The organism is Pseudomonas sp. LBUM1647, from assembly GCF_059716175.1.
The window spans coordinates 5,415,423-5,427,884 of sequence record NZ_CP166809.1; the positions used below are offsets into that span (position 1 = coordinate 5,415,423).

Here is a 12,462-nt window from a genome sequence, read left to right on the forward strand (position 1 = left end):
ACTTCCGTTATCTGTTGATGTTGGTCCCCAAGACTTGAGCCAGGCTGTCATCGGAAGACACCACTGATCACCAGAGGACCACCTCATGATCGCTCGACTCAACTCTGCACCCGTCGCTACCGACTGGGACGCCAAGGCTTACCAACAATTCTCGCGTCTTCGACAACGACCGGTGAGCGAGCTGCTTGATCGCGTTGACCTCAAACAACCCAAGCGCATTTACGACCTGGGTTGCGGCACCGGCATTGCGACTCAACTCTTGGCCAAGCGCTGGCCCCGTGCACGCCTGATGGGCATCGACAGCTCCGAGCAGATGCTCCAGGAAGCCCGATGTTTGCCGATCAAGGCGCTCTGGAAACAGTGCGACCTGAAGAGTTGGCAACCTGAGCAACCCGCCGATCTACTCTTCGCCGCCGCGGTGCTGCACTTCATCAACGACCATGAACAGCTACTGCCACGCTTGCTCAAGCTCCTCAACCCGGGTGGATGCCTGGCCGCGCACATGCCCGACTGGCGGGATGCGCTGTGGTATCAACTGATGCTCGACACCCTTGAAGAGGCAGGCCCCGGTGGCAAACCACTCGGCACCCCGCAGTTGCGCGAGGCCATGGCTGCGCGGCCGCTGTTGTCTTTGGAAAGTTACTATCGGTTGCTATCGCCGATCACCCAGACACTGGATATCTGGGAGACTGAGCAGCTACAGGTTGTCGACGGCAAGTCGCCGATCTATGACTGGGTCAAAGTCTCGGCGCTGCGGCCGGTGATGCAGGGGCTGAAGGATGATGAACAGGCGCGGTTCATTTACCACTACCTGATGCGCGTGCATGCTCATTACCCGCCGGAGAGCGACGGGCACACGTTGTTTCCGTTCAAGCGGATATTCATCGTGGCGACGGTTTGAAGATCAAAAGATCGCAGCCTGCGGCAGCTCCTACAGGGGAATGCGTACACCTGTAGGAGCTGCCGCAGGCTGCGATCTTTTTTGAAGCCGTTACTCTACTCCCGCGACTCAACTCCAAGCTCATCCCACACCGACTCCGCCAGGTGGAACGTCGCGTTCGCTGCCGGAATGCCGCAGTAGATCGCACTCTGCATGATCACTTCCTTGATCTCGCCGCGGGTCACGCCGTTGTTGGCGGCGGCGCGCAGGTGCAGTTTGAGTTCTTCGTTGCGGTTCATGCCGATCAGCATGGCAATCGTGATCAGGCTGCGCGTATGGCGCGGCAGTCCCGGACGGGTCCAGATGTCGCCCCAGGCGTGACGGGTGATCATCTCCTGAAACTCCGAGTTGAACTCGGTCAGCGCGTTCAGGCTGCGGTCGACATGGGCGTCGCCGAGTACCGCGCGACGGACTTTCAGGCCTTCGTCGTAACGTTGTTTCTCGTCCACAACAATCCCCTTAATGAGCTGACAAAAACGTCACTACCCGTTCGCTGAACGCAGCACCGGCCTGAACGTTGGACAGGTGCGCAGCATAGAACTCGGCGTACTCGGCGCCTTGCACGTGTTCCTGAATGAAGTGCCCGCCGGACGGCGGCGTGACCGCGTCTTCGGTGCCGGCGATGACCAGCAGCGGCACCTTGATCGAGGACAGCTGATCGCGGAAATCGGCATCGCGCACGGCGGCACAGTTCGCGGCATACCCTTCAGGCGAGGTGGTGGCCAGCATGTCAGTAATTTTTTTCGCGGCAGCAGGATTGGCTTCAGCAAAATCCGCGGTGAACCAGCGCGCAATCGACGCATCACGCAGCGCGACCATGGCGGCCGGGCCGTCACGCAGCACAGTTTCAATGCGCGGGTTCCACACCGACGGATCGCCGATTTTTGCCGCGGTGTTGCACACCACCAGTTTGTTCAGCCGATCACCAGCGTTGATCCCCAGCCACTGCCCAATCAGCCCGCCCATGGACAGACCGCAGAAATGCGCGCGTTCGATGTGCAACGCATCCAGCAGCGCCAGCACGTCATGGCCCAGTAGCTCGATGCTGTACGGCCCCGGCGTGACCAGCGATTTGCCATGACCACGGGTGTCGAAACGCAGCACGCGGAAATGCTCGGTGAACGCCGCAACTTGCGCGTCCCACATGTGCAGGTCGGTGCCCAGCGAGTTGGACAACACCAGCACCGGCGCATCCGCCGGGCCATGGAGTTGGTAATGCAGTTCGCCCTCGGCGAGTTGTACGAAAGCCACAGCAATCTCCTTCAGGCAGTCAACGCAGAATGTTCAGCCACCGCTCGCTCGACCCAGGTATGGGCCTGGCCGAGGTAATGGGCGGGGTCCAGCAGACGATCGAGTTCAGCATCCGACAGTTCGGCGGTCACTTGCGGCTCGTCGCCGAGTACCGCTCGCAGATGACGTTGTTCAGCCACTGCTCGCTTGCAGCATTGCTCCAGCACATGGTGCGCAGTGTCGCGCCCCACTCGTTGAGCGAGGACGATGCTCACCGCTTCGGCGAGCACCAGCCCTTGGGTCAGATCGAGGTTGCGGGCCATGCGCTCGGCATCCACTTCCAGTCCATCCGCCACCAGCAACGCTTGTTTCAGGCTGCCGGACACCAGGCAGCAAATCTCCGGCAGGGTTTCCCACTCGGCATGCCACAGGCCCAGGCTGCGCTCGTGTTCTTGAGGCATGGCGCTGAACAGCGTCGAGAGCAAACCCGGAACGCGCGTCGCCGCACCGATCAACACCGCCGCGCCCACCGGATTGCGTTTGTGCGGCATGGTCGAAGAACCGCCCTTGCCCGGCGCAGAAGGCTCGAACACTTCAGCGGCTTCGGTCTGCATCAACAGGCTGATGTCGCGGCCGAGTTTGCCGAGGCTGCCGGCGATCAATCCCAGTACCGAGCCGAACTCCACCAAGCGGTCTCGCTGGGTGTGCCAAGGTTGATCCGGCAGTGTCAGTTTCAATTCTTCAGCCAGCGCTTGGGCAATCGGCATCGCCTGCTCGCCAAGGGCCGCGAGGGTTCCGGAGGCGCCGCCGAATTGCAGCACCAGCAGCCGCGGTTTGAGTTCCCGCAGACGCTGACGGCTGCGAGTGACAGCGCCCAGCCAACCGGCGATTTTCATGCCGAGGGTGACGGGTGTCGCGTGCTGCAACCAGGTGCGCCCGGCCAGCGGCGTGGCGACGTAACGCAACGCCTGGGTCGCCAGCGTTTCGCCCAGTTGCGCCAGATCGCTTTCGATCAACTCTAGTGCCCGGCGCAATTGCAGCACCAAACCGGAGTCCATCACGTCCTGACTGGTCGCGCCCAAATGCACATAGCGCTCGGCTTCGGCATTGTTGCCCGCGATCTGTTTACCCAGCGCCTTGACCAACGGAATCGCCGAATTGCCGGCCGTGGCAATCGCCTCGCCGAGGGCGGCGAAGTCGTAATGCCCGGCCTGACAGGCCGCTTCAATCGGCGCGACAGCCGTTTGCGGAATCAGCCCGACCCGCGCCTCGGCCCGGGCCAGTGCCGCTTCAAAATCAAGCATCGCTTGAACCCGACCCTGATCGCAGAACACCTCACGCATGTCGCGGGCAGTGAAATAGGCATCGAACAATTGATTGCCCGGTCGCTCGTTCATAAACAGTCCCTGAAGGCGTGGGCCCCTCGGGCCCACGGGTAAAGATCAAAGGTCGTGGTGCAAGTACTTCGCCTGTTTCGGCAAACGCAGGCTGAAAAGGAACGCCACCGCCATCATCACCGTCACGTACCAGTAGAAGGAGTTCTCCATACCCCCGGCTTTGAGGCTCAGGGCCACGTATTCCGCCGAACCGCCGAAGATTGCATTCGCCACCGCATACGCCAGGCCGACGCCCAAGGCGCGCACCTCCGGCGGGAACATTTCGGCTTTTACCAGGCCGCTGATGGAGGTGTAAAAACTGACGATCGCCAGCGCCACGGTAATCAGCACGAAGGCCAGGAACGGACTGCTGACGCTTTTCAGGCTCAGCAGGATCGGCACGGTGAACAACGTCCCCAGAGCGCCGAACCACAGCATCGAGTTACGTCGGCCGATCTTGTCCGCGAGCATGCCGAACAACGGCTGCATGCACATATAAAGGAACAGTGCGCCGGTCATGATGTAGCTGGCGGTCTTGGCCTGCATGCCGGCGGTGTTCACCAGATACTTCTGCATGTACGTGGTGAAGGTGTAGAAAATCAGCGAGCCACCGGCGGTGTAACCGAGCACGGTAATGAACGCAGCCTTGTGGTCACGGAACAGCGCACGGATGCTGCCGGCGTCCTTGTTTTCACGCATTTCCTTGGTGGTGGTTTCCTTGAGCGAACGGCGCAGGAACAGTGAAATCAGCGCCGCGGCCGCACCGACGACAAACGGAATCCGCCAGCCATAGGCGCGCAAATCATCCTCAGTGAGGAACTGTTGCAGGATCACCACCAACGACACCGCCAGCAGTTGCCCACCGATCAGCGTCACGTACTGGAACGAGGCGAAGAAACCGCGCTGGCCCTTGAGGGCCACTTCGCTCATGTAGGTCGCGGTGGTGCCGTACTCACCGCCCACCGACAGGCCCTGGATCAAGCGGGCGACCAACAGCATGATCGGCGCCCAGACGCCGATGCTGTTGTAGGTCGGCAGGCAGGCGATGAGCAACGAACCGAAGCACATCATCAGAATCGAGATCAACATCGAATTCTTGCGCCCGTGCTTGTCCGCCACCCGGCCGAAGATCCAGCCGCCGATAGGCCGCATCAGGAACCCGGCGGCGAATACGCCAGCCGTGTTGACCAACTGCACCGTCGGGTTATCGGACGGGAAAAAGGCAGGGGCGAAATAGATCGCACAAAAGGCGTAGACGTAGAAGTCGAACCATTCGACGAGGTTGCCGGATGAGGCGCCGACAATCGCGAAGATCCTTTTGCTGCGCTCTTCACCGGTGTAGTGCGCTGTAGTAGCAGTGTTAGTTGTCATTGTTTTTTACTCAATGGGGACTGTGAGAGTCTAGACACACTTTGCAACAGTCCCGTTCCACAGTACCTAAACATCAAGAGATCGCAGCCTGCGGCAGCTCCTACATTGGGGTGGTGTACATCCTGTAGGAGCTGCCGCAGGCTGCGATCTTTTGATCTTGATTTCAATAATCGAAGAACACCGTCTCCGCATCGGTGCCTTGCAGGATCACATTCCACTGGTACACACCGGACGCATCCTTCTTCGCCAGCAAGGTATTGCGACGTTCAGCCGGCACACATTCCAACAGCGGATCCGCCACGTTGGCCGGTTCGCCATCAAAGTAAATCCGCGTCAGCAAATGCTTCACCAACCCGCGAGCAAACACCAGCACCACCAGATGCGGCGCCTGGGTCGTGCCTTTCAAGCCTTCCACCGTACCCGGTTTGATCGTGGTGAAGCGGAAGCGCCCTTCTGCATCCACCGGCACCCGGCCAAACCCTTCGAAGTTCGGGTCCAGGGGTTTGTCCTGATCGTCTTCGGGGTGGTCATACTTGCCGGCGGCGTTGGCTTGCCAGACTTCCAGCATCGCGTCGTTGACGACGTCGCCGTTGCCATCGATGACTTGCCCGGTGATCGCCACGCGCTCGCCCAGGGTGTGTTCGACGGTAAGGTCTTCGCGGTTCAGCCAGGTCAAACCGATGTGGTAATACGGCCCGACGGTGTGGGATGTGGTCGCGTTCAGCGTCATCTTATTTCTCCATCGGCGTGGCTTCGCGGCCGCGCAAGACGATGTCCCAGCGATAACCGAGGGCATAGGAAGGGATGGTTTTTTCCAGATCGAAACTGGCGATCAAGCGCTCTTTGGCGCTGGTATCCGGTACGCAGTTGTAGATCGGGTCATACGCCAGCAACGGATCGCCCGGGAAATACATCTGGGTCACCAGCCGCGTCAGGATGCTCGGCCCGAACAGCGAGAAATGGATATGCGCCGGGCGCCAGGCGTTGTGGTGGTTGCCCCACGGATAGGCGCCGGGCTTGATGGTCTGGAACTGATACCAGCCATCGGCGTCGGTCACGGTGCGGCCGGTACCGGTGAAGTTCGGGTCCAGCGGCGCATCGTGCAGGTCGCGGTCATGGTTGTAGCGACCGGCGGCGTTGGCCTGCCAGATCTCCACCAGAATCCCCGGCACCGGCAAGCCATCTTCATCCAGCACGCGGCCGTGGATGATGATGCGCTCACCCTGAGGCTCGCCCTTGTGCTGGGCGGTCAGGTCGTTGTCCTTCTCGTGCACACGCTCGGCGCCGATAGTCGGACCGGTAATTTCCGACAGCGAATGGGGCAAAAACACCAACGGTTTGGACGGCGAGCGACGGTTGGTGGATTGATAGGCCGGGTGCAGGTAGTCCGGCTGGGTGCCCTCTTGCGGGCGGCGGTAACCAGGCTTGTCAGTCATGAAGCATTCCTCTGTTCTTATTCATCAACGCTGCGCGTCAGACCCGTTCGATCGCCAAGGCCAGACCCTGGCCAACGCCGACGCACATGGTCGCCAGACCTTTCTTGCCACCGGTCTTTTCCAGCTGATGCAGCGCAGTCAGTACCAGGCGGGCGCCGCTCATGCCCAACGGATGGCCCAAGGCAATGGCGCCACCGTTCGGGTTGACCTGGGCCGCGTCGTCCGCCAGCCCCAGTTCACGCAGCACTGCCAACCCCTGGCTGGCGAACGCTTCGTTGAGTTCGATCACGTCGAAATCGCTGACGGCCAGGCCGAGGCGCTCGGTCAGTTTACGCACCGCCGGCACCGGGCCAATGCCCATCACACGCGGTGCGACACCGGCGCTCGACATGCCCAGCACTTTGGCGCGGGCGGTCAGACCGTGCTTTTTCACGGCGTCGCCGGAGGCCAGAATCAACGCCGCGGCACCGTCGTTCACGCCGGAAGCATTGCCGGCGGTGACGGTTTTGTCGGGACCGTTGACCGGTTTGAGTTTGGCCAGGGTTTCCAGCGTGGTGTCGGCGCGAGGATGCTCATCCTGGCTGACGACACTTTCACCCTTCTTGTGGGCAATGCGCACTTCAACGATTTCTTCGGCGAAAAATCCTGCGGCTTGCGCGGCGGCTGTCCGCTGCTGACTGCGCAGTGCGAAAGCGTCCTGATCCTCGCGGGAAACTTCGTAATCGTCAGCCACGTTGTCGGCGGTCTGCGGCATCGCATCCACGCCGTATTGGGCTTTCATCAACGGGTTGACGAAACGCCAGCCGATGGTGGTGTCTTCCAGCTTCATGTTGCGCGAGAACGCCGCATCCGCCTTGCCCATCACGAACGGTGCGCGGGACATCGACTCGACGCCGCCGGCAATCGCCAGCTCCATCTCGCCACTGGCGATCGCCCGAAATGCAGTGCCGATGGCGTCCATACCCGAAGCACAGAGGCGATTGAGGGTCACGCCCGGGATGGTTTCCGGCAGGCCCGCCAGCAACAGCGCCATGCGCGCCACGTTGCGGTTGTCTTCGCCGGCCTGGTTGGCGCAACCGAGGAACACCTCGTCCACCGCGTTCCAGTCCACCGACGGGTTGCGCTCCATCAGCGCCTTGATCGGCACGGCGGCCAAGTCGTCGGCGCGAACCGCCGCCAGGCCACCGCCGAAACGGCCGATGGGGGTGCGAATTGCGTCGCAGATATAAACGTCACGCATCAGGCTTCTCCGGGTGCTTGGCCATGGGCCGCGGCAGTGCGGGCTTCCAGATCACGGAGTGCCTTAAGCTCGACTTCGGTCGGCTCGGCAGTGTTTTCAACATGGTCGGCGAAGCGAATCGCCCAACCGGTTGCGGCGACCACTTGTTCACGGGTCACGCCTGGGTGCAGCGCCGTGACCACGAATTCATGGGTGCCGGCTTCCGGCTCCATGATGCACAGGTCGGTAATGATGCCGACCGGACCGGCGCCCGGCAGGCCGAGACGCTTGCGCGAATCACCGCCCTCGCCATGGCCGACCGAGGTAATGAAGTCGAGTTTGTCGACAAAGGAACGCGCCGATTGCTTGAGGATGATCAGCACGCTTTTGGCCGAACCGGCGATCTCCGGCGCACCGCCGGCACCCGGCAGGCGGACTTTCGGCTGATGGTAGTCGCCCACCACGGTGGTGTTGATATTGCCGAAGCGGTCGACTTGTGCGGCGCCGAGGAAACCGACGTCGATGCGTCCACCCTGCAGCCAGTAGCGAAAAATCTCACCGGTCGGGACGACGGTGTCGGCGGTTTCCGCCAGTTCACCGTCACCGATCGACAGTGGCAGTACGCTCGGCTTGGCACCGATCGGACCCGATTCATAGATCAGGACGACATCCGGCGAGGAAGTCAGACGCGCCAGGTTGGCGGCTTTCGACGGCAGGCCGATGCCGACGAAACACACCGAACCGTTTTTCAGACGGCGGGCAGCGGCGACGGTCATCATTTCATTGGTGGTGTAAGTCATTACTTGGCCTCCGAAGCAGCGGCCAGTTTGGCCTGGAACTCGCTGAAGTCAGCGCAGCCGTGGATGTACTCGTTGATCCACGCGGTGAAGGTTTCACGGTCGCGGGCAATCGGGTCCCAAGCCTGGTAGAAACGGTTATCACGTTCGTTGTAGCCGTGAGCGTAGGAAGGATGCGCGCCGCCAGGGACGTGGCAGACCGCGCTCAACGCCCAGGTCGGCAGCACACAGGAGTTCATCGGTGCATTGAGGTCATCGACGATTTCTTCAACGGTAACGATGCAGCGCTTGGCGGCCAGTGCGGCTTCTTTCTGCACGCCGAGAATGCCCCACAGCAACACGTTGCCTTTGCGATCGGCTTTCTGTGCGTGAATCACAGTGATGTCCGGGCGCACCGAAGGCACGGCCGCCAATACTTCGCCGGTGAATGGGCAGGTGACGGTTTTGATCAGCGGGTTGACCTTCGGCAGGTCGGAACCGGCGTAGGCACGCAGCACCGCGAACGGTAGGCCGGACGCGCCAGCGACGTAGGCATTGGCCAAGTCGGCGTGGCTGTGTTCTTCGATTTCCAGCGCGTGCGGCCACTGCTTCTCGACGGCATCACGCAGGCGATGCAGCGAACCGACACCCGGGTTTCCGCCCCAGGAGAAAATCAGCTTGCGAGCACAACCGGCGCCGATCAACTGGTCGTAGATCAGGTCAGGCGTCATCCGCACCAGGGTCAGGTCTTTCTTGCCCTGACGAATGATTTCGTGACCCGCCGCCGTAGGGATCAGGTGAGTGAAGCCTTCGAGCGCGACCGTATCGCCGTCGTTTACGAATTGCTTCACCGCGTCGTGCAGCGAAAGGATTTCAGCCATGGGGCAGGCTCCCGTTTTGTTATGAACCGACAGTGGAAGAAAAAGGCGCGATGCGCAGCGCCGGAATGACTGAAGAGTAAGCCCCTGAAAAACGCCAAACAATCCGATAATCGACTGAGTGTTCGTTTATCGAACACATTGTTGTCTGCCTATCGTTCTCTGTCGCCTGCAAAAGATCGCAGCCTGCGGCAGATCCTACGGGTGTTCACTTTCCTCTGTAGGAGCTGCCGAAGGCTGCGATCTTTTGCTACACCACTGTCTCAGCCGGATCAGGTCGCATCCGCATGGCTGACCATGCCCTTGATCACCACCGCCGTGGTCGCCAATGCCGCTGGAATCACCAGCGCTGTCAGTACCTGCTCGAAGTTCCAGCCCAGCCCCAGTAGCGTTGCCCCCATCCATGCACCGAGAATCGCGCCAAAGCGGCCAATCCCGAGCATCCATGACACCCCGGTCGCCCGCCCCTGCGTCGGATAAAACCGCGCCGCCAGTGAAGGCATCGCCGATTGCGCGCCGTTGACGCACATCCCGGCCACCAGCACCAACGTCGCCAATAGCGTGATGTTGCCCAGGCTCTGCCCTACCGCGTAGGCAAATACCCCGGCGAATAGATAGAAAATGCCGATAACCTTGTGCGGATTGAACCGGTCCATCGCCCAGCCCACGCCCACCGCGCTCAACACCCCGCCAAACTGGAACAACGCGCCGATGAATGCCGCCTGCTCCATGCTCGCGCCGCTGTCACGCATCAGCGTCGGCAGCCAACTGGTCAGCAGATAAACGATCACCAGCCCCATGAAGTAGGTCAGCCACAGCAGCAAGGTGCCGGTGCTGTAAGTGCCGGAGAAGATCACCGCAAATACGTTGCGGGCCTTTACGGTTTTCTGTTCCGGCACGCTGAAGCTGGAAGCCTGGGCGATGACGGTTGGATCGATGGGCGCCAGGGTCTTGCGCACTTTGTCAGTGCCGCGATTGCGGACGACGAGGTAGCGCGCCGATTCCGGCAGCCAGAACAGCAATACGACGGCGAGGATCAGCGGCAAAATCCCGCCGATCATCAGCAGACTGTGCCAACCAAAGGCCGGAATCAGTTTGGCGGAAATGAACCCGCCGCCAGCCATGCCGAGGTTGAAGCCGCAGAACATGCTGGTCACCAGGAGGGATTTCTTGCGCTCCGGGGTGTATTCGGACAGTAGCGTCGTGGCGTTCGGCATGCCGGCACCAAGGCCCAGGCCGGTGAGGAATCGCAGCACCAGCAACTGATCGACGTTGGTGCTGTAAGCCGACGCCAGGCTGAACGCGCCGAACAACAGCACCGCGCCTACCAGTACGATTTTTCGCCCGAAGCGGTCGGCCAATGGGCCAGAACCCAGTGCGCCGAAGACCATCCCGATCAACGCCGCGCTCATCACCGGGCCGAGACTGGCGCGGTCGATGCCCCAATCCTGAGACAGGGCGGGCGCGATGAAACCCATGGCCGCCGTGTCGAGGCCATCGAGGAAAACAATCAGGAAACACAGGATAACCACTCGCCATTGATAGCGCGAAATGGGTTGAGCATTGATGAAGGACTGCACGTCGAGGCAGTTTCCTACAGCAGACTGAGGCTGGTTCATTATTTTTATTCCACGCAAGAACGCAGTCGGACAGGAGCCAGCCAAAGCTGGCGCTGCCGCGACATTAGTGATCTTGGGGAAAGAGCGTCAATTCGATAAACGCGACTCTGTGCGTTTATCGAACAGCTTAGGCGAATGGCTTACGCAAAGAGTTGCGCGCTAAGGTCGCGGCTCGCGCTCAGGAGGCCGGGCAGGAAACGTTGTTCCAGCTCGTTGCGGCTGACTCGGCCGGCGTGGGTACTGACATTTAGCGCCGCGACCACTTGGCCGGAAGCGTCGTACACCGGAACGGCAATCGAGCGCAGGCCCTGCTCCAGCTCCTGATCGACGATGCACCAGCCTTGCTGCCGTACCTCTTGCAGGCATTCGAGCAACGCCTCGGGGGTGTGCAGGGTTCGGCTGGTCTTGGCTTGCAGCTCTGCATGGTCGAGGTACTCGCGCAGCGACGTATCGTCCAGCGCCGCGAGAAGAATCCGCCCCATAGAGGTGCAATAGGCTGGCAGACGTCCACCCACCGACAGGTCAACGGAAATCAGTCGCTGGGTGGTGGCCGAACGAGCGATGTACAAGATGTCATCGCCTTCCAGAGTGGCCATGTTGCAGGCTTCATGAAGTTGCTCACTCATGCGGTCCAGGTAGGGCTGGGCGGAAACCGCCAGCGGTGTCGAGGACACATAGGCATGGCCAAGCGTCAGTACTTTAGGCAGCAGCGAATACGTGCGGCCGTCGGTGGTGGCGTAGCCGAGTTTGATCAGCGTGTGCAGGCAACGTCGCACGGCGGCGCGGGGAATTTCCGTGCGGTGACTGATCTGAGCGATGGTGAGGTGACGTTTGCGCTCCTGGAACGCTTGCACCACAGCCAGGCCACGGGCCAGGGATGTCATGAAATCCGGGTCGCCGGTCAGTGCCTGGATCCGCTTGGCGGGCGAGGCAACGATCGGCGGCGCCACTGAAGCGAAGGAATTGCGCATTTGATCGTTCATATTAGGTCCTTTCCACGCGGATCAGCGGCTATTACAAGCGGCAGCCGGTCCCTCACACAAGCCCGAGCCGCCAAGACTGTGCGATTATCGAACCGTCGACCGGTAATCGCAATGGGCTCCCACCAAGGGGCAGCCGACTATCGAACGGGGGCGCACCTATTTTTACACTGACTGTGTCGCACATTAGAAGGACCAATGTAATTGTCCTAACTTGTTCGACTTAATGGCGTCAGAAAGACATCACTGTAAAGTCGTGCCGCCGAACGACCTAGTTAGCGTATAAAGTTGCGAGTAACAAAACAATCACACATCAAGACCCACTTTTAACTCTTTGGCGATAGTGTTCTTCGAATCGACCGCTATAATGCAATTCAGTGGTGTCCGGTTTTTAATTGCCGATTCCGCCACCCGGTAGCGCAATGTTCCATCGCCGTTACCCGCAGCAAGCGCCTGACACTATTTCATATGCTTAGCCAAGGCGTTCGCTGAAACAGGACACTGATGCTACGTCAGCTGTTTATCTCTGGTGTCGTGGCCGCCTGCAACATGGAAGTAATTGATCGCAATGCCGTAAAAAATGATGCCTTTGCGGGCCTTGTCCATTCGGCGAGCGTGGTCAAATACATTTGATGCA

At 60.6% G+C, this 12,462-nt stretch carries 12 protein-coding genes; 1 reads left to right on the forward strand and 11 read right to left on the reverse strand.

What is annotated here, in order from left to right:
• Positions 1-85 precede the first annotated feature (85 nt).
• Positions 86-901 (forward strand): methyltransferase domain-containing protein, encoded by an 816-nt coding sequence (locus tag ACA059_RS24950; RefSeq protein ID WP_497631372.1) that lies wholly within the window; start codon positions 86-88, stop codon positions 899-901.
• 95 nt (positions 902-996) lie between these two features.
• On the opposite strand, the gene pcaC is transcribed toward ACA059_RS24950, so the two are convergent.
• The 11 genes from pcaC to pcaR all read right to left on the reverse strand — a co-directional run bounded on the left by pcaC (position 997) and on the right by pcaR (position 11,828).
• Positions 997-1,389, reverse strand: a complete 393-nt coding sequence (gene pcaC, locus ACA059_RS24955; protein WP_008147336.1) for a 4-carboxymuconolactone decarboxylase — start codon at positions 1,387-1,389, stop codon at positions 997-999.
• Between the two features lie 10 nt (positions 1,390-1,399).
• Positions 1,400-2,191, reverse strand: a complete 792-nt coding sequence (pcaD, locus tag ACA059_RS24960) for a 3-oxoadipate enol-lactonase (protein WP_497631373.1) — start codon at positions 2,189-2,191, stop codon at positions 1,400-1,402.
• Between the two features lie 11 nt (positions 2,192-2,202).
• Positions 2,203-3,567, reverse strand: coding sequence for a 3-carboxy-cis,cis-muconate cycloisomerase (locus ACA059_RS24965; RefSeq protein WP_497631374.1), 1,365 nt, complete (start codon positions 3,565-3,567; stop codon positions 2,203-2,205).
• Between the two features lie 45 nt (positions 3,568-3,612).
• Positions 3,613-4,917: an MFS family transporter gene (locus ACA059_RS24970; RefSeq protein ID WP_497631375.1), complete on the reverse strand. Its 1,305-nt coding sequence runs from the start codon at positions 4,915-4,917 to the stop codon at positions 3,613-3,615.
• Between the two features lie 163 nt (positions 4,918-5,080).
• On the reverse strand, positions 5,081-5,647 hold the full coding sequence (pcaG, locus tag ACA059_RS24975; protein WP_497631376.1) for a protocatechuate 3,4-dioxygenase subunit alpha: 567 nt from the start codon (positions 5,645-5,647) through the stop codon (positions 5,081-5,083).
• Between the two features lies 1 nt (position 5,648).
• Positions 5,649-6,353, reverse strand: coding sequence for a protocatechuate 3,4-dioxygenase subunit beta (gene pcaH / locus ACA059_RS24980; protein WP_497631377.1), 705 nt, complete (start codon positions 6,351-6,353; stop codon positions 5,649-5,651).
• A gap of 37 nt (positions 6,354-6,390) precedes the next feature.
• Positions 6,391-7,596 (reverse strand): 3-oxoadipyl-CoA thiolase, encoded by a 1,206-nt coding sequence (gene pcaF / locus ACA059_RS24985; RefSeq protein ID WP_497634727.1) that lies wholly within the window; start codon positions 7,594-7,596, stop codon positions 6,391-6,393.
• Positions 7,593-8,372, reverse strand: a complete 780-nt coding sequence (locus ACA059_RS24990) for a CoA-transferase subunit beta (protein WP_497631378.1) — start codon at positions 8,370-8,372, stop codon at positions 7,593-7,595. The genes pcaF and ACA059_RS24990 overlap by 4 nt, the downstream gene beginning before the upstream one ends.
• Positions 8,372-9,229 (reverse strand): CoA transferase subunit A, encoded by an 858-nt coding sequence (locus ACA059_RS24995; RefSeq protein WP_007947285.1) that lies wholly within the window; start codon positions 9,227-9,229, stop codon positions 8,372-8,374. The genes ACA059_RS24990 and ACA059_RS24995 overlap by 1 nt, the downstream gene beginning before the upstream one ends.
• A 269-nt stretch (positions 9,230-9,498) precedes the next feature.
• Complete coding sequence (pcaK, locus tag ACA059_RS25000) at positions 9,499-10,845, reverse strand: 4-hydroxybenzoate transporter PcaK (RefSeq protein ID WP_497631379.1); 1,347 nt, start codon at positions 10,843-10,845, stop codon at positions 9,499-9,501.
• Positions 10,846-10,985: 140 nt separating this feature from the next.
• Positions 10,986-11,828, reverse strand: a complete 843-nt coding sequence (gene pcaR / locus ACA059_RS25005) for a pca regulon transcriptional regulator PcaR (protein WP_008147316.1) — start codon at positions 11,826-11,828, stop codon at positions 10,986-10,988.
• Between the last annotated feature and the right edge of the window lie 634 nt (positions 11,829-12,462).